The sequence below is a fragment of the Pseudomonas macauensis genome (assembly GCF_047902425.1).
In the GTDB taxonomy this organism is placed as follows: Bacteria; Pseudomonadota; Gammaproteobacteria; order Pseudomonadales; family Pseudomonadaceae; genus Pseudomonas.
This window is the reverse complement of the sequence record NZ_CP138377.1, coordinates 1,075,123-1,098,563: the sequence shown is the minus strand read 5'-3', so window position 1 is coordinate 1,098,563 and position 23,441 is coordinate 1,075,123. Positions and strand designations below refer to the sequence as shown.

At 65.6% G+C, this 23,441-nt stretch carries 20 protein-coding genes; 5 read left to right on the top strand and 15 right to left on the bottom strand.

What is annotated here, in order from left to right:
• Window positions 1-26: 26 nt before the first annotated feature.
• From SD196_RS05125 to mreB, 4 genes are all read right to left on the bottom strand, one after another.
• The gene (locus SD196_RS05125; protein ID WP_416311113.1) at window positions 27-611 is read right to left on the bottom strand and encodes a Maf family protein; all 585 of its coding nucleotides are present in this window, start codon (window positions 609-611) and stop codon (window positions 27-29) included.
• Window positions 612-678: 67 nt separating this feature from the next.
• Window positions 679-1,167 (bottom strand): rod shape-determining protein MreD, encoded by a 489-nt coding sequence (gene mreD / locus SD196_RS05120; RefSeq protein ID WP_207883617.1) that lies wholly within the window; start codon window positions 1,165-1,167, stop codon window positions 679-681.
• Window positions 1,167-2,180: a rod shape-determining protein MreC gene (mreC, locus tag SD196_RS05115; RefSeq protein ID WP_370600786.1), complete on the bottom strand. Its 1,014-nt coding sequence runs from the start codon at window positions 2,178-2,180 to the stop codon at window positions 1,167-1,169. Before mreC ends, mreD begins: the two co-directional genes overlap by 1 nt.
• A 131-nt stretch (window positions 2,181-2,311) precedes the next feature.
• Window positions 2,312-3,349, bottom strand: a complete 1,038-nt coding sequence (gene mreB, locus SD196_RS05110) for a rod shape-determining protein MreB (protein ID WP_017518164.1) — start codon at window positions 3,347-3,349, stop codon at window positions 2,312-2,314.
• A gap of 239 nt (window positions 3,350-3,588) precedes the next feature.
• Here mreB and gatC point away from each other — a divergent pair, with 239 nt between their 5' ends.
• The 5 genes from gatC (at window position 3,589) to SD196_RS05085 (ending at window position 7,758) form a co-directional block, all read left to right on the top strand.
• The gene (gene gatC / locus SD196_RS05105) at window positions 3,589-3,876 is read left to right on the top strand and encodes an Asp-tRNA(Asn)/Glu-tRNA(Gln) amidotransferase subunit GatC (RefSeq protein WP_331318075.1); all 288 of its coding nucleotides are present in this window, start codon (window positions 3,589-3,591) and stop codon (window positions 3,874-3,876) included.
• 19 nt (window positions 3,877-3,895) lie between these two features.
• A complete protein-coding gene (gatA, locus tag SD196_RS05100) occupies window positions 3,896-5,350 on the top strand; it encodes an Asp-tRNA(Asn)/Glu-tRNA(Gln) amidotransferase subunit GatA (protein WP_331318077.1) in 1,455 nt (484 codons plus the stop codon).
• A gap of 14 nt (window positions 5,351-5,364) precedes the next feature.
• Window positions 5,365-6,810, top strand: coding sequence for an Asp-tRNA(Asn)/Glu-tRNA(Gln) amidotransferase subunit GatB (gene gatB / locus SD196_RS05095; RefSeq protein WP_416311112.1), 1,446 nt, complete (start codon window positions 5,365-5,367; stop codon window positions 6,808-6,810).
• A gap of 155 nt (window positions 6,811-6,965) precedes the next feature.
• Window positions 6,966-7,358: a septal ring lytic transglycosylase RlpA family protein gene (locus SD196_RS05090; protein ID WP_343574793.1), complete on the top strand. Its 393-nt coding sequence runs from the start codon at window positions 6,966-6,968 to the stop codon at window positions 7,356-7,358.
• Between the two features lie 10 nt (window positions 7,359-7,368).
• Window positions 7,369-7,758, top strand: a complete 390-nt coding sequence (locus SD196_RS05085; RefSeq protein ID WP_370600784.1) for a carboxymuconolactone decarboxylase family protein — start codon at window positions 7,369-7,371, stop codon at window positions 7,756-7,758.
• A 539-nt stretch (window positions 7,759-8,297) separates the two neighbouring features.
• Here the strand turns inward: SD196_RS05085 and SD196_RS05080 are convergent.
• The 11 genes from SD196_RS05080 to SD196_RS05030 all read right to left on the bottom strand — a co-directional run bounded on the left by SD196_RS05080 (window position 8,298) and on the right by SD196_RS05030 (window position 23,417).
• A complete protein-coding gene (locus SD196_RS05080; protein ID WP_331318081.1) occupies window positions 8,298-9,113 on the bottom strand; it encodes a YfaP family protein in 816 nt (271 codons plus the stop codon).
• Between the two features lie 5 nt (window positions 9,114-9,118).
• Complete coding sequence (locus SD196_RS05075) at window positions 9,119-10,762, bottom strand: DUF2300 domain-containing protein (protein ID WP_416311111.1); 1,644 nt, start codon at window positions 10,760-10,762, stop codon at window positions 9,119-9,121.
• The gene (locus SD196_RS05070) at window positions 10,763-15,316 is read right to left on the bottom strand and encodes an alpha-2-macroglobulin family protein (RefSeq protein ID WP_416311110.1); all 4,554 of its coding nucleotides are present in this window, start codon (window positions 15,314-15,316) and stop codon (window positions 10,763-10,765) included.
• Complete coding sequence (locus SD196_RS05065) at window positions 15,313-15,978, bottom strand: DUF1175 domain-containing protein (RefSeq protein ID WP_275610331.1); 666 nt, start codon at window positions 15,976-15,978, stop codon at window positions 15,313-15,315. The genes SD196_RS05070 and SD196_RS05065 overlap by 4 nt, the downstream gene beginning before the upstream one ends.
• Window positions 15,942-17,693, bottom strand: a complete 1,752-nt coding sequence (locus SD196_RS05060; protein WP_275610330.1) for a DUF2138 domain-containing protein — start codon at window positions 17,691-17,693, stop codon at window positions 15,942-15,944. The genes SD196_RS05065 and SD196_RS05060 overlap by 37 nt, the downstream gene beginning before the upstream one ends.
• Before the next feature lie 38 nt (window positions 17,694-17,731).
• A complete protein-coding gene (locus SD196_RS05055; protein WP_275610329.1) occupies window positions 17,732-18,544 on the bottom strand; it encodes a YfaP family protein in 813 nt (270 codons plus the stop codon).
• A 167-nt stretch (window positions 18,545-18,711) separates the two neighbouring features.
• A complete protein-coding gene (locus tag SD196_RS05050) occupies window positions 18,712-19,653 on the bottom strand; it encodes an AEC family transporter (protein WP_275610328.1) in 942 nt (313 codons plus the stop codon).
• Window positions 19,654-19,722: 69 nt separating this feature from the next.
• A complete protein-coding gene (locus SD196_RS05045) occupies window positions 19,723-20,157 on the bottom strand; it encodes a polymer-forming cytoskeletal protein (protein ID WP_343574805.1) in 435 nt (144 codons plus the stop codon).
• A gap of 17 nt (window positions 20,158-20,174) precedes the next feature.
• The gene (locus SD196_RS05040; RefSeq protein ID WP_343574808.1) at window positions 20,175-20,450 is read right to left on the bottom strand and encodes a hypothetical protein; all 276 of its coding nucleotides are present in this window, start codon (window positions 20,448-20,450) and stop codon (window positions 20,175-20,177) included.
• A gap of 73 nt (window positions 20,451-20,523) precedes the next feature.
• Window positions 20,524-21,492, bottom strand: a complete 969-nt coding sequence (locus tag SD196_RS05035) for a M23 family metallopeptidase (RefSeq protein ID WP_275610325.1) — start codon at window positions 21,490-21,492, stop codon at window positions 20,524-20,526.
• 191 nt (window positions 21,493-21,683) lie between these two features.
• On the bottom strand, window positions 21,684-23,417 hold the full coding sequence (locus SD196_RS05030; RefSeq protein WP_275610324.1) for an ABC transporter ATP-binding protein/permease: 1,734 nt from the start codon (window positions 23,415-23,417) through the stop codon (window positions 21,684-21,686).
• Window positions 23,418-23,441: the final 24 nt, after the last annotated feature.

Below are 23,441 nucleotides of genomic sequence, written 5' to 3'. Positions count from 1 at the left end.
CGGAGTCGTGCAGCGCTACTTCGTGATCAAGACTGCCAGCAAGGGATGGAGAAGTCAGCCAGCAATGCCGCAGTTTCGCACAGGGGCAGGCCGACTACGGCGCTGTAGCTACCCTCTACCCGGCTGACGAAGACCGCCGCGAGCCCCTGGATAGCATAGCCACCGGCCTTGTCGTGGGGCTCGCCAGTGTCCCAGTAGCGCTCGGCCTCTTCCATCGAAACGCTACGGAAGGTCACGCGACTGCTCACCACTCTCGCCTCACAGCGGTCGCGATTGGCCACGGCCACCGCGGTGAGCACCTCGTGCTCGCGGCCGGAGAGCGCACGCAGCATGCCCAGCGCTTCGGCGCGATCGGCCGGCTTGCCGAGGATGCGTCCATCGAGCACAACGGCGGTATCGGCTCCCAGCACGCAGACATCCGCCCGCTGCGCCAGGAAATGCAGACCCGCCAGGGCCTTCTCGCGCGCCAGGCGCTCGACATAGGCGACGGCCGATTCACCGGCTTGCGGCGTCTCGTCGACGGAGGCGGGCACGATATGGAACGGCAGGCCGATCTGGGTCAGCAGCTCGCGGCGGCGCGGCGAGCTGGAAGCGAGGTACAACTGGGACATCAGAGACTCCCGAAGCCGGCCCGGCGCGACTGGCGCCAAGCCCGACGAAACGCCCCGCAGCGGGGCCTCAGTTGATGTTCAGGCGCAGACGCAGGGCCCGGAGCAGCGTATAGACCCAGGGCCAGAGCAGGCCACTGACCAGCGCCGGCAACAGGAACACCAGGGTCGGGGGGCGATTGCCGGTCAATGCGCTGATCCACAGCTGGACCAGTTGCGCCAGGCCGAACACCACCAGCAACACCAGGCATTGCTGCCAGATGGGGAACATCCGCAAACGCTGGTGCAGCGATAGCACCAGGAAAATGATCAGGCTGAGGATCAGTGCGTTCTGTCCCAGCAGGGTGCCGTACAGCACGTCTTCGGCGAGCCCCAGCACCCAGGCGCTGAGCATGCCGACCTTGTGCGGCAGGTAGAGCACCCAGTAAGTCAGGAACATCGCCAGCCAGAGCGGGCGGCCGATCTCCATGAAGCTGGGCATCGGTGCAACGGAGAGCAGCAGCGCCAGAAGCAGGCTGAGCCAGATCGCCCAGCCGTTTCGCGAGCCTTGGGTGGCCATCAGTGGCGATTCCTTGCTTCGGGCTGCGCCGCAGCCGGGGCTACCGGGGCAGCAGGCGCGGCGCCATTCGCGCCGGCTGGATGCGCCGGCTGCACAGCCGGGGCCGCCGGAGTGGCCGGGTGAGTGGCATCTTGCGCCGGAGCGGCTGCTCCAGGTTGAGCAGGAGCCGTGGATTCGGCGGCCTTGCGGTCGGCCTCGGCCTGCGCCTCGGCGGCATCGGTGGCGCGCTGCTCGGGGGTGCGGCTGTCGGTGAAGACCAGCAGCACGTAGCGGCTGCGGTTCATCTTCGCGGTCGGCACGGCACGGATAGTGGCAAACGGCCCGCCGGTATCGTGCAGCACTTCCTTGACGGTGGCCACCGGATAGCCGGCCGGGAAGCGCTGCCCCAGGCCGGAGCTGACCAGCAGGTCGCCCTCCTTGATGTCGGCGGTATCGGCCACGTAGCGCAGTTCCAGGCGCTCCGGGTTACCGGTGCCCACGGCGATGGCGCGCAGGCCATTGCGGTTCACCTGCACCGGAATGCTATGGGTGGTGTCGGTCAGCAGCAGCACGCGCGCGGTGTACGGCATCACCTCGACCACCTGGCCCATCAGGCCGCTGGCATCGAGCACCGGCTGCCCCTGGAACACGCCGTCCTTCTCGCCCTTGTCGATCAGGATGCGCTGGGTGAAGGGGTTCGGGTCGACGCCAATCAGTTCGCCCACCAGCACCTTGTCGTCGACCAGGGCGGAGGAGTTGAGCAACTCGCGCAGGCGCACGTTCTGTTCGGTCAGAGTGGCCAGCTTCTGCAGGCGGCGCTGCATCAGCAGTTGCTCAGCCTTCAGGCGCTCGTTTTCGGCCAGCAGCTCGCTGCGGCTGGTGAACTGGTCACGCACGCCTTCCCAGGCACGAACGGGGAAGTCGGCGATGCCATAGAACGGACTCAGCACGAGCCCCATCTGGCTACGTACCGGTTTCAGATAATCGAAGCGGGCGTCGACCACCATCAAGGCGACCGACAGGACGGCGAGCACCAGCAGGCGCGCGCCCAGCGAGGGCCCTTTGGAGAATATCGGTTTGATGACCGGCTCCTAGCTGTGCAAAGTCGGTTGAAGTTTCACCCGCCTGGGCTAAACGTCAACCGACCTCTACAGGACTCCCCACCTTATTCGGTGGAAAGCAGGTCCATCGAATGACGGTCCATCATTTCCAGCGCCTTGCCGCCGCCACGAGCCACGCAGGTCAGCGGGTCTTCGGCGACGATCACCGGCAGGCCGGTTTCCTGGGCCAGCAGCTTGTCCAGGTCGCGCAGCAGCGCGCCACCACCGGTCAGCACCAGGCCGCGCTCGGCGATGTCGGAAGCCAGTTCCGGCGGGGACTGCTCCAGCGCGCTCTTGACCGCCTGGACGATGGTCGCCAGGGATTCCTGCAGCGCTTCGAGCACTTCGTTGGAGTTCAGGGTGAAGCTGCGCGGTACGCCTTCGGCCAGGTTGCGGCCACGGACGTCGACTTCGCGGACTTCGCCGCCCGGGAAGGCGGTGCCGATTTCCTGCTTGATGCGCTCGGCGGTGGATTCGCCGATCAGGCTGCCGTAGTTGCGGCGCACGTAGGTGACGATGGCTTCGTCGAAGCGGTCGCCGCCGACGCGGACGGATTCGGCGTAGACCACGCCGTTGAGGGAGATCAGGGCGATCTCGGTGGTACCGCCGCCGATGTCGACGACCATCGAACCACGAGCCTCTTCCACCGGCAGGCCGGCGCCGATGGCTGCGGCCATCGGTTCTTCGATCAGGTACACCTCACGGGCGCCGGCGCCCAGGGCCGATTCACGGATGGCGCGGCGTTCCACCTGGGTGGACTTGCACGGCACGCAGATCAGCACGCGCGGGCTGGGCTGCAGGAAGCTGTTCTCGTGAACCTTGTTGATGAAGTACTGCAGCATCTTCTCGCAGACGCTGAAGTCGGCGATCACGCCATCCTTCATCGGACGAATGGCGGCAATGTTGCCCGGGGTACGGCCCAGCATGCGCTTGGCTTCGGTACCGACCGCTACCACGCTCTTCTGGCTGCCGTGGCTACGAATGGCGACCACGGACGGTTCGTTCAGGACGATGCCGCGCTCGCGCACATAAATAAGGGTATTGGCAGTGCCCAGGTCGATCGACAGATCACTGGAAAACATGCCACGCAGTTTTTTGAACATTGGAAAGAAACCCGTAGGTGGAGCGTGGGTGAAAAATGCGCGGGTAAAAAAGTGCGGCAAACTCTAACAATGACGGGGGTTTTGGGCAAGGCGGCAATTTATGCTAGATTCCTCGTTTTTCGGGCCCGCAGGCCCGTCCCAGCGGCCTTCGACCGTCCGCCGCGGGTTCTGTTCCCTGCCCCACAAATTCCTTCCGGCCAGGTCCAGTTCGAACCGGGCCGCTCTAGCTGGAGACCCCGATGGCGCTTGAACGCTCCGACGTGGAAAAGATCGCCCACCTCGCCCGCCTGGGCCTGGAGGAAGCCGACATTTCGCGTACCACCGACACCCTGAACAACATCCTTGGCCTGATCGACGCCATGCAGGCCGTCGACACCGACGGCGTGGAGCCCCTGGCCCACCCACTGGAAGCCACGCAGCGCCTGCGCGCCGACGCCGTCACCGAGGAGAACCGCCGCGACGCCTACCAGGCCATCGCGCCGGCCGTGGAAGACGGGCTTTACCTCGTCCCGAAAGTCATCGAGTAAGCGAGAAGGACACGGACACATGCTGCATCAATTGACCCTCGCCGAAGTCGCCCGCGGACTCGCCGACAAGCAATTCTCCGCCCAGGAACTGGCCACTGCCCTGCTCGCGCGCATCAAGCAGCTCGACCCGCAGCTGAACAGTTTCATCACCGTCACCGAAGAAAGCGCCCTGGCCCAGGCCAAGGCGGCCGACGAGCGGCGTGCCAAAGGCGAAACCGGCGCCCTGCTCGGCGCTCCGATCGCTCACAAGGATCTGTTCTGCACCCAGGGCGTGCGCACCAGCTGCGGCTCGAAGATCCTCGACGCCTTCGTCTCGCCCTACGACGCCACCGTCGTCGAGCGCCTGGCTGACGCCGGCACCGTGAGCCTGGGCAAGCTGAACATGGACGAGTTCGCCATGGGCTCGGCCAACGAATCCAGCCACTATGGCCCGGTGAAGAACCCCTGGGACACCTCCCGCGTACCGGGCGGTTCCTCCGGCGGTTCCGCCGCTGCCGTGGCCGCGCGCCTGATTCCAGCCGCCACCGGCACCGACACCGGCGGCTCGATCCGCCAGCCGGCCGCGCTGACCAACCTCACCGGCATCAAGCCGACCTACGGCCGCGTGTCCCGCTGGGGCATGATCGCCTACGCCTCCAGCCTCGATCAAGGTGGCCCGCTGGCCCGCACCGCCGAGGACTGCGCGCTGATGCTCGGCGCCATGGCCGGCTTCGATCCGAAGGATTCCACCTGCGTCGACCAGCCGGTGGACGATTACCTGGCCGCCCTGGCCAAGCCGCTCACCGGCCTGCGCATCGGCCTGCCGAAGGAATACTTCGGCGCCGGCCTCGACAGCCGCATCGCCGACGCGGTGATGAAGGTGGTCGAGCAGCTCAAGCAGCTCGGCGCGGTGGTCAAGGAGATTTCCCTGCCGAACATGCAGCACGCGATCCCTGCCTATTATGTGATCGCCCCCGCAGAAGCCAGCTCCAACCTGTCGCGCTTCGACGGCGTGCGCTACGGCTACCGCTGCGAGAATCCGAAGGACCTGCAGGACCTGTACAAGCGCTCCCGCGCCGAAGGCTTCGGCGCCGAAGTGAAGCGCCGCATCATGGTCGGCACCTACGCGCTTTCCGCTGGTTACTACGACGCCTATTACCTGAAGGCTCAGAAGATTCGTCGCCTGATCAAGAACGATTTCGTCAGCGCCTTCGCCGAAGTCGACGTGATCCTCGGCCCGACCACGCCGAACCCGGCCTGGAAACTGGGCGAGAAGAACAACGACCCGGTCGCCCAGTACCTGGAAGACATCTACACCATCACCGCCAACCTCGCCGGCATCCCGGGCCTGTCCATGCCCGCCGGCTTCGTCGACGGCCTGCCGGTAGGTGTCCAGCTGCTCGCGCCATACTTCCAGGAAGGCCGCCTGCTCAATGTCGCGCACCAGTACCAACTGGTCAGCGACTGGCATAAACAAGCACCGGCCGGGTTCTGAGGAAGGATTACGATATGCAATGGGAAACAGTAATCGGGCTGGAAATCCACGCACAGCTCTCCACCCAATCGAAGATCTTCTCCGGTAGCGCCACCACCTTCGGTGCAGAGCCGAACACCCAGGCCAGCCTGATCGACCTGGCCATGCCCGGCACCCTGCCGGTGCTGAACCAGGAGGCCGTGCGCATGGCCTGCCAGTTTGGCCTGGCAATCAACGCCGAAATCGCCGAGCGCAACGTCTTCGCCCGGAAGAACTACTTCTACCCGGACCTGCCCAAGGGCTACCAGACCAGCCAGATGGACCATCCCATCGTCGGCAAGGGCTTCCTCGACATCACCCTGGAAGACGGTACCGTCAAGCGCGTCGGCATCACCCGCGCGCACCTGGAAGAGGACGCCGGCAAGAGCCTGCACGAAGACTTCCACGGCATGAGCGGCATCGACCTGAACCGCGCGGGCACGCCGCTGCTGGAGATCGTTTCGGAACCCGAGATGCGTAGCGCCAAGGAAGCAGTGGCTTACGCCAAGGCGATTCACGCACTGGTGCGCTATCTGGGCATCTGCGATGGCAACATGGCCGAAGGTTCGCTACGTTGCGACTGCAACGTGTCGGTACGCCCGAAAGGTCAGGCCGAGTTCGGTACCCGCCGCGAGATCAAGAACGTCAACTCGTTCAAATTCATCGAGCGTGCCATCAACACCGAGATCGCCTGGCAGATCGACGAGCTGGAATCCGGCCGCAAGATCGTCCAGGAAACCGTCCTGTACGACGTGGCAGCCAACGAAACGCGCTCCATGCGCAGCAAGGAAGAAGCCAACGACTATCGCTACTTCCCCTGCCCGGACCTGCTGCCAGTGGTGATCGAGCAAAGCTTCCTCGACGAATTGCGCGCCAACCTGCCGGAACTGCCGGACCAGAAGCGCGAGCGCTTCGAGAGCCAGTACGGCCTGTCCGCCTATGACGCCAGCGTGCTGTCCGCCAGCCGCGAGATGGCCGACTACTTCGAACAGGTCCAGACCATCTGCGCCGACGCCAAGCTCGCGGCCAACTGGGTGATGGGCGAGCTTTCCAGCCTGCTCAACAAGGACGGCCTGGAGATCGAGCAGTCGCCGGTTTCCGCGCAGCACCTGGGCGAGATGATCCTGCGTCTGAAAGACGGCACTATCAACGGCAAGGCAGCCAAGACCGTATTCGCCGCCCTGGCCGAGGGTGAAGGCTCGCCCGACGAGATCATCAAGGCCAAGGACCTGGTGCAGAACACCGATTCGGGTGCCGTCGAGAAGCTGCTGGACGACGTTCTGGCCGCCAACGCCGAGCAGGTGGAGCAGTACCGCGCCAGCGACGAAGCCAAGCGCGGCAAGATGTTCGGCTTCTTCGTCGGCCAGGTCATGAAGGCCGCCAAGGGCAAGGCCAACCCGGCACAAGTGAACGAACTGCTGAAGAAGAAGCTCGAAGAGTAATCCGCCCCTTCTTTTATCCAGAAGAGTGCCAACGCCTGCGTTGGCCCGGCGAACGACCGGCCAGGGATGGCCGGATTGGAAAACTCGGTGCTGCGACAGGAATGTCAGTGCAGAACCCATCAGCACCGGGTAAATCGTCTCCTGGAAGCTCCATTATGTGGCGTTCGTTCCCTTCCCTCTTCTTCGTCGCCGGACTTGCCCTGCTGGCCGGTTGTAGCACCCCGTCGTACGACAGCGACTCGGGTGTTTCCGGCCATGGCTATCGCGCCGAGGGTACCGCCTCCTATTACGGCAAGGCACACCACGGCAAGCGCACCGCCAGCGGTGAGCGCTTCAACCAGAACGCCCTGACCGCCGCGCATCGCACCCTGCCCTTTGGCACTCGGGTGAAAGTCACCAATCTCAACAACGGCCGTAGCGTCGTCGTGCGGGTCAACGACCGAGGCCCCTTCGGCCGTGGGCGGATCATCGATCTGTCGAAAGCCGCCGCCGAACAACTCAACATGCTGCGCTCTGGCACCGCGCCGGTGCGTCTGGAAAGTCTCTGAAGGAGTCAGAATGAGTAACGACAACCGCAAGGCCGGCGAGCAAGTCCGTCGTGAAGTGATGGGCGACACCTTCGTCGACCGCGCCCTGGGCAATGCCACCGAGTTCACCCAGCCGCTGCAGGACTTCGTCAACGAACACGCCTGGGGCGGCGTGTGGAACCGCGAAGGCCTGCCGCGCAAGACCCGCAGCCTGATCACCCTGGCCGCACTGACCGCGCTCAAGTGCCCGCAGGAGCTCAAAGGCCATGTACGCGGCGCGCTGAACAACGGCTGCACGGTGGAGGAGATTCGCGAAGCGCTGCTGCATTGCGCGGTGTATGCCGGCGTCCCGGCGGCCATCGACGCCTTCCGCGCGGCACAGGAAGTGATCGACGCCTGGCAGGCGGACCAGAAGGCCTGACTTTCAGCAGTGCCGATAGGCGCTGTTTTCGGGCATGACCCGCCTCTACAAGGAAGTTCGCAGTGCAGCGGTTCGCGAGCAAGCTCGCTCCTACGAAAAGCGCATCGAGCTTCGGCTCAAGCTCTTGGCTCTTGGCTCTTGGCTCTTGGCTCTTGGCTCTTGGCTCTTGGCTCTTGGCTCTTGAAGACTTCCAGAGAAGTATCCCAACGCTCCGGATGCCCCTTTCAGGAGGCCTCGTTGAAGCGGAGTTTCAGGGGTTGAGCGGCATGGATGCCGCGAGAGCCGCGATGGGCCAGGGATGGCCCTTCGCGGCGTGCCCCTGAAACTCCGATTCAACGAGGGTATTTTTCGCCTAAGCGAAAAACCGGATGGAGGGGCAAGACCTTTTGGTTCCTTTTGGGGCGTTTGCCAAAAGGGACTCGCCGAGAGGCGAAACCAGATATATCAGCGCACGCAAAAGCAGCGCAGAAACGCCGAGCCCCAAAGCCTCGCGGGCGCAGCCCGCTCCTACAAACGCCGGAATCCCCGGCGCTTCGGCTTTATGGATAACTGAACCGCTTCACCAACGTCAGCTCACCCGGCTGCCGCATCGGGATCAGGAAGGACTCCTGCTTCTCGTTCACCGTTCCCTCCTCCGTAACGATGGTCACCTGCGCCGTGGTCAGAGGCTTGGCTGCATTCACATCGCCGGAGCTCTCGTCCTCGCTCCAGCCGCCGCCGTAGTAGTTCACGTAGACCAGGTACTGGCCCTTGAGCGGGGTCGGGCTGGCGATGATTTCCGGGCCGTAGCCGGTGGTCACGTCGACGTCCTGGGCAGCGCCATTGGGCAACGAGCGGTTGCCGTACCAGACGTGCCCGCCATCCGGCGTCACCAGGTGCAGGTCGAGGTCGGTGTTATCCGAGTCCCAGGACAGCATGACCCGCAGCTTGGCCGGCACCTCACCACCACCACCGCCGTGGTAGAACTGCACGCGCTTGCGCTGCTGGCCGTCGGGACTGATGACCTCGACGCTGTTGGAACCCGCCGGGAAGGCGAACGGCCGGTCAAACTTGCCGTCGCTTTCGACCCGCATCGGCATGGCCACGCCGTTGACCACCAGCCGCGCCGGCTCCCTGCTGTCCTTGGGCAGCGAGCGGATTTCGCCACGAATGCGCGCGGTGTCGGACTGGTCCGAGCGCGAATTCACCGAGGATGCCGGGTAGTTCACCGTCTGCCGGAAGTCGGCCTTATCGCCGTCACCCGCGCGCCAGCCCCCCAGCGGCGTATCCATGTGGATCGGCGATTCGGCGGCCTGTGCGCCCAGCGGAATCAGGCTGGCGAGCAGGGACAGGCGGAGCGCATGGGCGAGTTTCATGACGATCATTCCAGTATCAGGCGACGGGCCAGGCTTTCCACGTAGCCCTCGTCTTGTCCATTGGGGTGCGCCTGGAAAGCCAGGTGCAGGTATTCATGAGCCAGGTCGAGCCGGTCCTGCTGGGAATACAGGCCGCGTACGTAGATACGCTGGCGTTCGCGATCGACGTAGGGCCGGCCGCTGCTCAGACGGCACACGGCGAAGGACCGCAACTCTTCATACCCCGGCTCGCCCTCCAGGCGCGGCCGCCAGGTGCGGCGCTGTGCCTGTAGCCAACGCTCGGCCTCGGGCAGCGGTTGGCAGGCGGCGATGGGGTTGCTCCAGCGACTGAGGCTGGTACGCGGGAAGGCGCGGGCGAGAATGGCGTCGTAGCGCAGCCCCTTGGCGGCCTGCTCCTGAGCGTCGCGCCAGGACAGCTTAGACTGCCCCGCCTCGTCCGAGTGATAGGTGACGGTGCCGCCGGCCAGCACTAGGTCGGCGGTCCAGGCAGCGATGTCACGCGCCGCCTCGCTGGCCGGTCGCGGTGCCACACGCTGGCGCTGGCTGCTGTCGTCAATGTTCAGGCAGTCGCCGCGCGGCGCGCCGTTCTGCAGCAGATAGGTACGGATGGTCACCGCCAGCGCCTTGGCCGCTTCCGGCGGAGTGGCGGAGGCTTCGCGATCGAGCACACGGGCTACGTATTCCTCGCGGGACAGACGTGCGGTCAGACGTGGGCCTTCGGCGCCACGTTCGAGGAAGAGGTCGCTCTGGCTGTTCACGTCAAGTCGAACACCATTGGTGAACAGAACGCTCTGCTGGCCTGCCAGCAGACCTTCGGCAGCAGGCCGGTTACGCGCGTCGTAAACCTCTTTCAGCGGATAACGGCTGAACAGGCTGACCTCCACGCAACGCCCGGGATCGCGCGGCCAGGGCGCCGGTAGCGCGGCGCCGATGGCATTGCCGTAGGTCGCCAGCACGGTCTTGCTGGTGCCCGGCCCGCGCGCCCACAGGGGCGTGCCATCCACCAACCAGCCGGCGAAGCCACCTTCGCGCTCGCCGTTCTCGTCCCAACTCCAGGTTTTTACCCGCAGGCGTCCGCCCAACGCGGCCGGTGCTCGTCCGTCATCGGCTGCGAGACTGACGTCCAGCAGCACCTTCCTCGCTTGTTCCTGAGCTGGCAGGTGCTGCAACTGATCGAGCAGTTCAACGACCGGCACGTCGGTCTGCGGCGTCAGCTTGTCCAGCTGCGTGATCCAATCCGGCGCATGGCGCGCCTGCCAGTATTGCTGCCAGACCGAACCGTCGATGCCCAGGCGCCGGGGCTGGAAGTACAGGCCACAGGACTTCACCAGCGCGGCGTCGCGCTCGATGCTTTGCCCTGCCGTGCAGCAATAGACCTCTTCCTTGTCCTCGCCTCGGCAGCGGTAGGCCGGCTCCTGTTGACCGGTGTCGTTCAGCCAGGCGTAGACGAACAGCTTCCACAGGCTACCCAAAGGTGCACGCAGGTCAGCCGGCAGTGGCTGACGATCGAGCACCTGCTGCGGCCCGAGGCGCAGCAGTTCGTCACCCTGCGCGGTACGCCAGGCCAGCTGCGCCTGCTCCTGCGAGCTGGGCGCCGCCTGAACGCACAGCGGCAACAACAGGATCAGCCCGGCGATGCGCACGCGCATTTACTGGACCTTGATCTTCGCCAGGGCCGGTTGCTGCTCCAACGCCTGCTCCTGCGGCGCATAGAGCCGCTGGTAGCGCGCCGGCGGCAGCACGAAGTTGCCCTTCTGCGAGAAGCGGACCAGGTGACGGAAGCGCAGCTCGCCGCCTAGGGTATCCACCGGCACGCCGTAGAACAGGTCGCCCGGTTCGTTGCGCGCGCGCTCCAGGCTGGTCGCCTCGGCGCCGCCCAGGCCGCTGATCTGCAGGCCCCAGGTGGTGCGCTCGACGTCCGCACCCGGCGGCAGCGGCACTTCCAGCATTCCATAGCGCAGGGCCTGTGCCTGGTCGGTGGTGAGGGTCACTTCGTCCAGGTACAGCTCGTCGCTGGACAGCGGCTTGTCGCCCAGCTCCTCGGCGTTGAAGGCGAAAGCCTCTTCACCAGGTACCAGGCGCAGCAGGCGGCGCTTGATGGTCACCGGCAACTGGCTAGCCGGCGCTTCGGCACTGCGGAAGGTGACGGAGGCGTTGAGCGGGCGCGACGGCGCGGCGGTCAGGTCGAGCTGCGCCGGAACGTCCTTGCCCTGCCACTTCCAGAACGCATCGCCCGTGGTGCTATGGCCTTCCTTCCAGTCGGCTGCCGGCTTGAGCAGCTCAGCGGCCGGCGCGGCCACCACGGCGCGTTGCATCCAGGCCAGGGCCAGGGCGCGTTCGACGGTGGACTGCTGCGGCGCCAGGCTCAGCAGCAGCTCGCGGGCGCGGTTGGCGTCCACAGTGCCGCTATACAGCTGTACGGCGCGGGCAAAGGGCTGGTCGCTGGTGTTGACCTTCAGGCGCGCGGAGTCCAGCTGCCTGGCGAAACCTTTCGGCGGCGCGACCTTGCTCTGCTCGGCCAGACTGGCCGTCAGCACACGGGCAACGGCCAGACCCAGCTCGGAGTCCGGCTGGCCCATGACCAGGCTGTCGTCGCTGTCGAAGTCGTTCACGGACTTCGCTGCCTCGCCGTTGCCGGCGCTCTCAAGGTCAGTGAGCAGGCCGCTGACCAGGGTCTGCACCGGCAACTGCATATCGCGGGCGAAGGCCAGGATCAGCGCGCGCTGCAGCAGCGGCGTAGCGCTGGCGCGCGCGGAATACAGTTCCAGCACGCGCTGCCAGTGATCCGGCGGTAGCTGGATTTCCAGCGCGCGACTGGCGTACCAGTCGGCGTAGTAGGCGTAGGCGGTGAGGAAGGCGTCGTTGTCTTCGCCACCCCACCAGGTGAAGTAGGCGTCCGGGCCGGCCATCTGCACCAGGCGCAGGCGGCTGGTCTGCATGATCAGGCGCAGGCGGTCGCGCACGCGCGGCTCGCCGCCCGACAGCATCGGGTAGGCGATGCTCAGCGGCAGCAGTTGGCTGGCGGTTTGCTCGACGCCTCCCCAGGGGTAGTTCAGCAGCGAATCAAGGTTGCCGCGCAGCAGCGCCTGGGCGCTGTCATCCAGGCGCAGGGTTACGTCGCGGGCATCCGCCGGCAGTTGCAGCGGGGTGTTCTGCGCATTCACCTGCAGCGGCTTGGACTGCAGCACCTGCCAGCTGTCGGCCACCAGGCTGAAATGCACGCCGAGGCTGTCGCGCACCTGGCCGTCCTGGCGCAGTTCCACGCTCCAGTCGCCATCGCTCAACGGCTGCTGCGGCAGGGCGATGTAGTTGACGCCGCGCTTGAGCGCCAGCGCCTGGGTCTTCTCCGCGCCATTGGCGCGGATCAGCAGTTCGGCCTTGGTGTCCTGCTCGCCCTGGTTGAAGACGAACAGCCCCAGATCCGGCGCATCGCCGCTGCGGAAGCGCTTCGGCCCGCTCCACTTCAGGTACAGCGGCTTCTCGGAACGGATGAACTGTTTCTTCTGGCCCACCTGCCCTTCGTCATCCATGGCACGGGCAGTGATGCGCCAGCGGGTCAGGGAGTCGGGCATGCGGAACTTGAACTGGGCCTTGCCGTTGGCATCGGTGACCAGCTCCGGTTCCCATGCAGCAGTGTCCACTTCCTCGCGGCGCGGACGCTCCAGCACCTTCACCCCACGCTCGCTGCGGTTGGCGCGGCCGGGGGCGCTGGGCGTACCGGGCAGTGCGACGTCGTAGCTGATGAAGGACAGACTGGCACTGGTGCGCACGTTGTTGCGGCGCGGGTGATAGAAGAACTGGTCGATACCGGGGGCGATCTCCGGCTGCAGCGCGTAGATCATCTCGTCCACCACGCTCACGGTGAGGTGGCTGGAGACTGGCTTGCCGTCGTAGCGGGTATCAAGGTTGACGGTGACCGTCTCACCCGGCTCGTAGCGCTCCTTGTCGGTGCTGACGGCGATGTCCACCTGCGGCACGGCGACCTTGATGCCGGCGTTCTGGAAGCTGTAGTCGCCGCTGCGGGTGTAGAGCACGGAGAAGGTCAGGTTCGGCGAGAAGTCCGGCTTCACCGGAATGCGCGCGCGGTACTGGGTCGGGTTGAGCTTCTCCAGCTTCAGCCAGTCGCCGCCCTTGGACAGCAGCGCAGTGGCTTCGACCTTGTCGCGCTCCAGCGACAGCAACGCGTCGTCCACCGGTTCGGGGAAGGTGATCAGCGCCAAGGCTTCCTCTCCGGCCTTGTACTCAGGCTTGTCGAGGACAATTTCCACGGTGCCCGGCACGGCCTTCACGCCGTCGCCGCTGACCGAGTGGCCGGTGCCGCCGAGCAGTTGGCCGGCTTTGTCGCGCAGCTCGACGCTGTAGGTACCGGGCTTGTCGAAGGTGATGGCGAACTTGCCGTCGGCCACCGCGCCGTCGCCGCTGCTGCGGTCTTCCAGGCGCAGCCAGCGGTAGGCGGTCGGCTGGATCTGCGTCTGCTGCTCCGCGGCGTAGCTGAATTCGACCTTGTCGCCGGCGGCGCTGAAGCGCTGCGGTGCGCTCACGCGATAACGCGCGGCGCCGCGTTCGATAAGGATTTCCTTGCTGGTCTTCACGCGGTAGGCGGCGCCATCGCTGGCGAACACGGTGAGCATGTAGCGGCTGGGTTTTTCCGCCGCCGGCAGGTCCAGCGCGGCACGGCCCTGGCCATCGGTGGTGAGCTGCGCGCTGGACAGCTCCACGGGGAACTGGCCCAGGTACTGCAGCTCGTTGTCCACCATGGACAGCTGCTGGGCGCGCAGGCTCAGCTCCAGGCGGGCGTTGGCCACCGGCTTGCCGTCCGGGTAGAGCAGGACGAGGTTGCCCTTCACCGGCTCGCCGGTCTTGAAGTCCGGCTTGGCGAGGTCGAGGGAAATCTCGAAGTGCGGCTTGATGTACTCGGCAACGCGGAAGGCACTGCTGTAGGTCTGGTCGCGGTAGTCGAAGCGCAGCTCGTAGCCTCCGGCCACGGCGTTGGCCGGCAGCTGGAAGCGGCCGTTGGTGCCGCTCTTGGCGTCGTACTTGAGGTCCAGGGTCTGCAGTGTGGTGCCGGCGGCGTCGATCACCGACAGGCGCAGCGGCGCGCTCTGCGGCGCCTGCGATTCGCGGGAGTTCTTGAACTCGCGGCCGACGATCTTCAGCGACACCCAGTCGCCCGGACGGTACAGCGGACGGTCGGTAAAGGCGTAGAGCTTGGTGTCGTAGATTTCGCTGTCGTAATAGAAGTTCTCGGAGACGAAGACACCGCCCTCCTCGTCCTCGCCGATCACGAAGGAACGCTCGGGGCTGACGTGCTGCAGGCGCAGCAGGCCGTCGGCGTCGCTGCTGCCGCTGCTCATCACGCCCAGGCCGTCGGTCCACAGCACCTTGGCGCCGCCCACCGGCGTGCCTTCATGCTTGCGCGCGGTCCACACCAGCAACTCGTTGCCGGCGATCTTGCTCACCGCCACGCTGTTGGAGACGAACACCACGGTGGTCGCGCGGTACTTGCCCACCAGCGCCTCGACCAGGTACAGGCCGGGCTTGAGCTTGCCCAGCGGGACGTAGACGTTGCCCGGCGCGACGTTGATGAACTCGCTGGACGACCCCATCAGGGTCACGTCCTTCGGCGGCTGGATGGGCTTGGCGTCCCACAGCGGGTAGCGGAACTGGCTGACCATCGGCAGGCCGGGAATCGGCGCGTACTGCGGCTGCGCGTCATAGGGAGTCGGCGCGGCGATGGCGTTGCCCATCTTCAGCTCGGGCACCACTTCGGTGACCTGATGGCGCGACTCGTAGGAGAATGTCCGCTGCATCACCCGACGCGACTTGCGGTACCAGTTGTCCCACAGGTAGGCCAGGGTGTTGGACAGGCCCTCGCCCTTGAACTGTCCTTCGGATAGCACGCGGTGCAGGTTCTTCTGGCGCTTGAGGAAGTCCAGCGGCTGGTCGATGCGGTAGACGCGGATATCCGCGCCGCCGTAGGGCTCCATGCGGTAGCGACGGTAATCGCGGCCCGGCGCTTCCAGGCGCACCTTGGCCACTTCGTCGGAGGCGAAGCTCGAGTCAGCGAGCAGGAAGAACGACTCGCCGGCCATGGGCGTGTAGCCGCTGGCCGGGACGTCGTCGTCCGCCTGCACGAGTGCGGGCGCGGCGGCGAACAGGCCGACGCAGGCCAGGGCAGCGGCAACGCCGCGCAGCACGTTCATCGGGTCAGGAAGGACAAGCGATAGACGCCGATAAAGTTGGGATTGGATTCGTCGGGTATCCATCGGGTGTCCTTCCATGTCATGAGTTGTTGCAGGCTGACCGAGCGCATGCCGTTGTCGGTCGCCGTACGAGTGCCGGTGTGATAAGCGATGTCGCGGCCCATCCAGATCATCAGATGCTGGTCATCGCCCTGGTCGAAGAACATCAGGTCGCCCGGCCGCGCCTGGTTGAGGTCGCGGCCGACGAACTGGCTGTTGTACTGAATGAGTTTGATCGCGTTGACGTAGGGGCCGGTCTTGCCGCCGCCCTGCTGCCAGCTCTGCGCTAGGTTGCGCTGCGCGGCGGACAGTTCCAGCTCCGGCGGCAGGTAGCGGTTGGACATGCCGTTGGCGCGCAGCCACTTGGCGTCGTGCACCTTCAGCGCCTCGTTGGCGGCGAAGCGCACCAGGCCCGCGCAGTCCTGCTGGTACCAGCGCGGGTTCGGGCCGCGGCGCAACTGCTCCTCGGCGATGCGCACGAACCAGGCGCGGAACACCTGGGTCTGCTGCGCATCCAGCGCTGGCTCAGCCGCCTGCGCCAGGGTGGCGACCAGCAGACCTGCGAGCAGCGTCAGTGGCTTTCGGATCACAGCGCCTTCCAGTCCAGCGGCAGCCACTCCCATTCGCCACTGGGCTCGCTGCCGGCCGGCAGCGTCAGGGCGTAGGAGCCGTTGCCGGCGAGGGTCTTCAGGCGCGGCAGGAGCAGCGTGTCGGCGGCGTTGCGGAACACCGGCTCGATATCCTGCGGCAGGCTGTCGAGGGTTTCGCGCTGGAGCAGTTCGGACAGCGTCTTCGGCGCGAGGTACGCGGGCACCACGGCGTCTTTCGGCAGTACGTCGGCCAGCGGCGGGAAACGCTTGGCCAGGGTGTTGCGCGCCTTGTCGAGCAGCTTGTCGTCGATGGAGAACAGCAGGGTGTTGCCATCGCGCAGCATGCTGACACGGAAGAATCCGTTGCCGCTGACCTGGTCGGGGTTCTCCGCCTCGCTGGCCGGGTACTGGCCGAAGCGCGAGCTGACCTGGCGCTGCCAGAGACGACCGTCACCCTCCGCGCGGCTTTCCACCTCGAAAGCGCCACCCTCCACATTGGCTTCATAGGCGCCGATCATGCTGCCGAACAGCTTGCCCAGTTCCTCGTCCAGCTCGGGGCTGGCGGGGGCGTCGAGCTTCACCGCGAGCAGCGGCGAGTGCAGGCGCGAATCGGGGTACCAGCACAGGCCAGCAGCACCGGAGAGGTGCTCGGAGAAGGACGCGGCCATCTTCTGCTCGGCGCCCAGCTTCACCAGCATGCTGTCATACAGGCCCGGCGTCACCGGCAACGCCACGCAGGCGCTGGCGCCCATGGGCATGGCTTGCCACACCGGGGTGAAATCCAGCTCCGGCTGGCGGGCGACTTCGCTCAGCGCCAGATAGCTGTGCCAGCCATCCTTGCCCTGCTCGAAACGCACGCCGGAGAAGGTCGGGATGAAGCGCTGGTAGCCCATGGCGAGCACGCTGGCGCCCAGGGTGATGCGCTGCTTCAACTCGCCGCGCGGCTCCAGGGCGAAGTCCTTGGCGAACAGCGGCTCACCTTCGAGCAGGGTGCCCAGGTCCTTGGCAATGGCGGTGTCCGGCTCACCCAAGCCGCTTTCGTCGGCGGCGGTGAACAGCATCTTCGGATTCGACAACACCAGCATCTGGTCGCCACGGGAAACGAACAGCACGCTCTTCTCAGCGCCGTAGCGCAGGCTGTAGACCGGCGTGGCAGCACCTTTTACCTGGATTTCCGACACTTTCTTGAGCTGGCTGTCGTCGGCGGCGACCTTCGCCAGCGGCTCCAGGAGCTTGGCCAGGCCGCCACGGCGCAGTACCACCATGAAGTCGCGCAGTCGGCCATCGGCGCCGCGCCAGAGGGCGACCTGGGCCGGCTGGTCGAGCAGCTCTTCGATCACGCTGTCCTTCAAGGTCAGGTCGTGCTCGTAGACGATGCGCCGCAGGGTCCCGGTCAGCCCCAGGCGATCGGCGTTGTTCTCGTAGTAGAAGACGAAATCCTCGGTGAGCACGTCGCGCAGCAGCGGCACTTCCAGCACCGCCTTGGGCAACTGGCTGAGCGAGGCGCTCTCGATCAGGGCATCGGGGCGCGTGAGATCGCGGGCTGCTTCCGGACTCTCCGGCGCTTCCAGGGTGCCGACCGGCGCGGAGTGGAAAGCCGGGATCAGGCCGAAGGCCAGGGCCAGGCCGCCGGCGACCAGCACGGCAGCGACCACGCCGATGGCGATCAGCGGCCCACGGCGCGGGGCCTGGGCTGCCGGAGGCGTGGGAGTGCTGTCTTGGCTGCTGGAGGGCGTGTTTTCGCTCATGGATCGCTTGTCCCGTGTCATCCCTGCGAGGGGCGAATTCAGTAGTTGAAGGTCTTCACCAGCACCAGATCACCGATGGTGCGCATGGGCACCACGAAGGTCTCGCGCTTCTCGTTGACGGTATTTTCGTTGAACACCAGGTTGATCTCGGCGGTGATCACGTCCTGCTCATGGTTGCCTTCCTGGAAGTTGTAACCCTGGCTGGCGCTGTAGTTGCCCCAGTAGTTCACGTAGACCAGGTAGGTGCCGTGCAGCGGCGCGGCCATGGTGAACATTTCCGGGCCGGGGCCGTCGACGCCGTCCGGGTCGAGGCCACCGCCGTTGCTCAGGCGAGGATGGGCCCAGAAGGCATGCTGGCCGTCGGGTGTAACGATATGCAGGTCGAGTTCCGCCTTGGGGTCGTTCCAGCCCAGCGCCAGGCGGATGCGCGGCGGCACGCGGCTGTTGTTGGCCTCATAGAACTGGAGGCGCTTGAGGGATTTGCCCTGGTCGCTGCTCACCGCGACGCTGTTGCTGCCCGCGCCGAAATTGTAAGGGCGGACGAACTTGCCTTCGGCGTCGGTATACAGAGGGAGCGGATTGCCGTTGACCACCAGGCGCTGGGCACGGTCGACGCCAGACACTTCACGCAGGTGGCCTTCGATCAGGCTGCGGCCGCGCACGCCACCACGGTCGATGGGCGGCGTGGGATAGGCCACGCGGGGCACGCTGGGATCATCGGTCAGGCCGGAATAGCGCCAGCCGGCGGTTGGGCTGTTCAGCTCGGCACCCGGCTCGGCAGCGACCACGGCCGCCAGCAGACAGGCCGGCAGGCAGAAGGCGGCACACAGAATCCGGCGTGTGGGGTGCATGAACAATCCTTGATCGTGCAGAAGATCGCCAAATGTAACCGTTCTTGTACAACGAATAAATGAACTTCACTGCGTCTTGGCGGCACAGTGCTGTCTTTCAGCAAAGTCTTACAAGACTCTTCATATTTGTCGCACTTCGGCGATCCGCAAATACGCCTCGTCGGCGATTACATCCAGCCGCCCCACTGCAACAGGAAGATGCCGATATTGGTGGTTACCGCTGCCGCCAAGGTAGTGATCACGATGATCGAGGCGGCCAGCTCATGGTTGCCGTTCGCCGCACGGGCCATGACGAAGCTGGCGGCCGCCGTCGGGCTGGCGAAGTAGAGGAAGAGTACGCCCAGCTCTGCACCACGAAACCCATAGGACCAGGCGCCGACGGTGCAGACCAGCGGCAGCCAGACCATCTTCATCAGGCTTGCACTGAGCGCGACGCCGCCGCTTTCCCGCAGTGACGCCAGCGACAAGGTACCGCCGATGCAGATCAGCGCCAGCGGCAGGGTCATCTGGGCAAAGTAGTCGGCGGAGGTCAGCAACCAGGCCGGCAGCGCAATCTGCAGCCAGGAGAACGGCAGCGCCGCCAGCACGCCGAGGATCAGCGGGTTGCGCAGCACGCTCTTGAAGATGCTCCAGGGGTCGGACTTCATGCTCGGGCTGTAGATCGCCAGCACCACCGACGAGAGCGTGTTGTAGCAGAGGATCACCAGGGCGGCGAGAACGGAGCCCAACGCCAGGCCGTGGTCACCGTAGAGGTTGGTGGCCAGCGCCAGGCCGATGATGCCGTTGTTGCCGCGAAACGCGCCCTGCGTGTAGACGCCGCGGTCTGCGCGGGGCACGCGCCAGATCGACCAACCCCAGGCGAGCAGGAAGCCCACCAGGGTCGCCACGCAGAAGTACAGCAGGAGCGCCGGGCGCGCCGCGCTGTGCAGGTCGGAGTGGTAGATGCCGAGAAACAGCATCGCCGGCATGGTGGCATTGAACACCAGTGCCGAGGCGGTCTGGATGAACTCCGGATTGATCGCCCCCACGCGGCGCAGCAGCACTCCGAGGAACAGCATGGCGAAGACCGGGGCGGTGATGCCGAAGGTCTGGAGCAGGAGAGCGAGCATGGGGCGAAACGTTCAGGACGGTGGGAAGGGTAATCATAGCAAGCTAAGTACCGGTCCCGCCGGGGCAAATCAGGCCTCGGCTGCCTCTTCGCGCACCGGCGCGGGCAGCTCCAGCGGCTTGGGGGCTTCGGCATCGGCCAGGCGGGTCAGCTTGCCATCCACGGTGGCGCCATTCTCCATGCTCAGCTGGCGGTACTGGATGTTGCCGACGACACGGGCATTGGAGTGCAGCTCCAGCAGATGCTCGACATGGAGGTCGCCGATGATGGTACCGTCGATCAGGGCGTCGTAACTGCTCACGTTGCCCTCGATCCGCCCCTCCGCACTCAGCGCCAGCAAGCTAGCCGCGCCCGGTTTGTGGCTGACATTGCCCCTCACGGTACCGAGGATCTTCAGGCCATCCTCGAACTGCAAGTCCCCTACCAGTGAGACATTGCCCGACAGCAGGCTGGAGAACTTGTCCACCGACACCTGCGGCGCCTTCTTTTTGCTGTTGCCGAACATCTGTCCTCCTCGAGGGACTACCTGCCAGGTTTCTGCTGGCGGAAAAAGGCCAGCTCAGTTTTCAGTTTCTTGATCTCGGCGGACATCGCGTCGATCCGGCGCATCAGTTGCTCGCGATTGGCCTGGTCCTCTTCGCCTTGCAGGCGCCGCTCCTCCAGCGCTGCGGTCAGGCTGGCGTTCTCCGCTTCCAGCGCCTCGATACGCTGGCTCGCCTGCCCATCATCGTGCGTACGCAGCAGGTAGGCCCCCGCCAGCGCCGCGGCCAGGGCAACGCAGAACAGCAGGGCAATCATCCCCACCCGAGCCTGGCTGCGTGGAACGTGGGGCTGGTGTTCGGCACGCAGCAGGTCCCGCGTGGAAGGTTTCCTAGTCCGAGGCCAGGCCATCACTGTCGATCTCCATGCCGCCCAGAGAGAGGAAGTTCTGCGGGTCGACGAACTCACCGTGGTAGAGCACCTCGAAATGCAGGTGCGGCCCGGTGGACCGCCCTGTGGAGCCCACCTTGGCGATCTCCTGCCCCGGCAGCACGACATCGCCCACCTTCACCAGCAGCTTCGAGGCGTGGGCGTAGCGAGTCACCAGGCCATTGCCATGGTCGATTTCGACACGGTTGCCATAGGAGGGATTACGGTCGGCGACGATCACGCGACCGCCGGCGGCGGCGTGAATCGGACTGCCCGTGGGGGCCGAGAAGTCCTGGCCGGAATGGAAGGCCAGGCGGCGATTGAAGGGGTCGACACGGTTGCCGAAGGGCGAGCCCAGGCGCGCGTCCTCCATCGGCCGGCGGGCCGGGATGGCCATGAAATCGGCGCTGCGCCGGGCAACCTGGTCCATCAGTTGATCGAAGACGCGACGCAGGCAGCGGGCGGAACGCTCGTTCTGCTCGATATCGGCCGACGGCAGTGGCTCGGCGCAGGGGCGCGGCGGCAGCAGGATGCCACCCTCGCCGTCAACCGGATGCCGGGCCGCAGGCGCCTTGGCCTGCGGAGCCAGCGCGGGATCGAGCTTCGACAGCTTGCGGGCGATCTCTTCATGGCTGTCGACGGCCTGCAGCAGGTAGGCGGCGTCCTTTTCCAGCACCTGCAGGCGCCCGGACAGTTGGCCGATACGCTCGGCGGCAAAGCGCTCTTCCGGCTCCTCGGCACTGCTTTCGGCCTGAACGACGGGTTGCGCTGCGGGCTCGACATGGGCACGCCCCACCCAGATACCGCCGGCAAAAGCCGCAACGGCCACCACCAGCGACACGCAGGCAGCCCCCAGCAGGAGCCGGCGCGGATCGACCAGACGCAGGTCCGAGCGGGTCAGGGCCTGCCGTGACGGGGAAAGGGACTTCATGACGGTACCGTTGAACTGCCGTGAAGCCGGGCAGAGCCCGGCCGGGGCGCACAGGGTACCTGTTATTGAAAATTTCGCAGCGACTAAACACTGGAAAATGTAAGAAATTAAGAAGAAATAATCCCTTTTGAGATAACTTTCAGACGTTTCTTACTAACCAGATCACACTCTGCCAGGGAATCAAACTGCCATCAGGCCGGCAGTACCGCCTCCATTTCCCGCAGCCGGCGATCTTCCAGACGCAACTGCCTGGGGTGGAAACGCTTGAGGCTGCCACGGTGGCCGATGCTGATCAGGGTGACGCCCGGCAGTTGTTCCAACAGCACCTGATAAACCGCCGCTTCGTCGGCCTCGTCCAGGGCCGAGGTGGCCTCGTCGAGGAACAGCCAGCTTGGGGAGTAGAGCAAGGCGCGGGCGATGGCCAGGCGTTGCTGCTCGCCGGGGGACAGCACCCGCTGCCAGTGATCGGCTTCGTCCAGGCGCGGGACCAGCGCCTCCAGGCGGCACAGGCGCAGGACTTCCTGGAGTCGCTCGACGCTGTGCTGGTCGGGCTGTTCCGGGTAGCTCAGCGCCTGCACCAGGGTGCCGATCGGCAGGTAGGGCTTCTGCGGCACGAACAGGCAGCGCGCCTCGGGCATCTGCACCACACCACTGCCGTAGCGCCACAGACCGCTCATCGCGCGCAGCAGGGTGCTCTTGCCGCCACCGGAGGGTCCGCCGATCAGCACGTGTTCACCGGGGTTCACCACCAGACTGGCCGGCTCCAGCAGCTCGCGGCCGCTGCCGAGGCTCAGGCTGAGGTTCTGCAATTGCAGGTTGTCGCCGCTCTTGCGCACGTCGATATTGGCCGATTCGTTGGCCGTCTCGGCCATCGCGCCACGGAAGCTCAGCAGACGGTCACAGGTAGCGCGCCAGGTGGCGAGACTGGCATAGGCATCGATGAACCAGCTCAGACCGTCCTGCACGTTGCCGAATGCCGAGTTGATCTGCATGAGTTCGCCGAGCTGGATCTGCCCGGAGAAATAGCGCGGAGCGGCAACGATGAAGGGAAACACGGTGGCGATCTGCGCGTAGCCGGAACTGAAGAAGGTCAGGCGCTTCTGTACTTTCATCAGTTCCCAGAAGTTGCCCCAGACATTGCGGAAGCGCGTCATCAGCCGCTCGTTCTCGTTGGCCTCGCCGTTGTACAGGGCGATGCTCTCGGCGTTCTCGCGCACCCGCACCAGGCCGAAACGCAGGTCCGCCTCGAAGCGCTGCTGGCGGTTGTTCAGGCCGATCAGGCGACGGGCGATCAGGTGGGTCAGCCAGCTGCCGACCGCCGCGTAGAGCAGCGCGGCCCAGAACATGTAGCCGGGGATGGTGATGCCGAACAGCTCGATGCTGCCGGACACGCCCCAGAGGATCACCGAGAAGGACACCAGGCTGACCAGGTTGCGGATCAGGCCCAGGCCAAGGGTCAGGGTGGTGTCGGTGAAGCTGTTGAGGTCTTCGGAGAGACGCTGGTCGGGGTTGTCGGTGTGACCGCGCTGCTCCAGGCGGTAGTAGTTCTTGTCCCCCAGCCAGGCGGCGAAGTGCTTCTCCGTCAGCCAGCGGCGCCAGCGGATGGTGAGCATCTGGGTCAGGTACAGGCGGTAGACCGCCGTGAGAATGAACACCGCCGCAATGCCGCAGAACATCAGCATCAGGTGGATGAAACTCTTCAGGTCCTTGTTCTGCAGGGCGTTGTAGAAGTCGCGATACCAGCTGTTGAGCCAGACGCTGAGGGCCACGCCGACCAGCGACAGCGCGATTACCACGATCAGCAGCAGCCAGGCCGTGCCCTTTTCTTCGCTGCGCCAGTAGGGCGCGGTGAGTTGCCAGACCCGGTGGAAGAAATGGCTGCGAACGGCGTCGTTCGCCGCGCGGTATTCGGCGCTGTCGGTCATGGAATCAAGCTCGCACGGCTGAAA

Bases quoted from the DNA above. Each gene is read 5' to 3' on its own strand.
- SD196_RS05030 (WP_275610324.1), bottom strand. From the start codon at position 23,417: ATGACCGACAGCGCCGAATACCGCGCGGCGAACGACGCCGTTCGCAGC.
- SD196_RS05035 (WP_275610325.1), bottom strand. From the start codon at position 21,492: ATGAAGTCCCTTTCCCCGTCACGGCAGGCCCTGACCCGCTCGGACCTG.
- SD196_RS05080 (WP_331318081.1), bottom strand. From the start codon at position 9,113: ATGAAACTCGCCCATGCGCTCCGCCTGTCCCTGCTCGCCAGCCTGATT.
- SD196_RS05050 (WP_275610328.1), bottom strand. From the start codon at position 19,653: ATGCTCGCTCTCCTGCTCCAGACCTTCGGCATCACCGCCCCGGTCTTC.
- gatC (WP_331318075.1), top strand. From the start codon at position 3,589: ATGGCGCTTGAACGCTCCGACGTGGAAAAGATCGCCCACCTCGCCCGC.
- SD196_RS05075 (WP_416311111.1), bottom strand. From the start codon at position 10,762: ATGCGCGTGCGCATCGCCGGGCTGATCCTGTTGTTGCCGCTGTGCGTT.
- SD196_RS05045 (WP_343574805.1), bottom strand. From the start codon at position 20,157: ATGTTCGGCAACAGCAAAAAGAAGGCGCCGCAGGTGTCGGTGGACAAG.
- mreB (WP_017518164.1), bottom strand. From the start codon at position 3,349: ATGTTCAAAAAACTGCGTGGCATGTTTTCCAGTGATCTGTCGATCGAC.
- SD196_RS05125 (WP_416311113.1), bottom strand. From the start codon at position 611: ATGTCCCAGTTGTACCTCGCTTCCAGCTCGCCGCGCCGCCGCGAGCTG.
- SD196_RS05085 (WP_370600784.1), top strand. From the start codon at position 7,369: ATGAGTAACGACAACCGCAAGGCCGGCGAGCAAGTCCGTCGTGAAGTG.
- gatB (WP_416311112.1), top strand. From the start codon at position 5,365: ATGCAATGGGAAACAGTAATCGGGCTGGAAATCCACGCACAGCTCTCC.
- SD196_RS05040 (WP_343574808.1), bottom strand. From the start codon at position 20,450: ATGATTGCCCTGCTGTTCTGCGTTGCCCTGGCCGCGGCGCTGGCGGGG.
- mreD (WP_207883617.1), bottom strand. From the start codon at position 1,167: ATGGCCACCCAAGGCTCGCGAAACGGCTGGGCGATCTGGCTCAGCCTG.
- SD196_RS05055 (WP_275610329.1), bottom strand. From the start codon at position 18,544: ATGCACCCCACACGCCGGATTCTGTGTGCCGCCTTCTGCCTGCCGGCC.
- SD196_RS05070 (WP_416311110.1), bottom strand. From the start codon at position 15,316: ATGAACGTGCTGCGCGGCGTTGCCGCTGCCCTGGCCTGCGTCGGCCTG.
- SD196_RS05065 (WP_275610331.1), bottom strand. From the start codon at position 15,978: ATGGGAGTGGCTGCCGCTGGACTGGAAGGCGCTGTGATCCGAAAGCCA.
- gatA (WP_331318077.1), top strand. From the start codon at position 3,896: ATGCTGCATCAATTGACCCTCGCCGAAGTCGCCCGCGGACTCGCCGAC.
- SD196_RS05090 (WP_343574793.1), top strand. From the start codon at position 6,966: ATGTGGCGTTCGTTCCCTTCCCTCTTCTTCGTCGCCGGACTTGCCCTG.
- SD196_RS05060 (WP_275610330.1), bottom strand. From the start codon at position 17,693: ATGAGCGAAAACACGCCCTCCAGCAGCCAAGACAGCACTCCCACGCCT.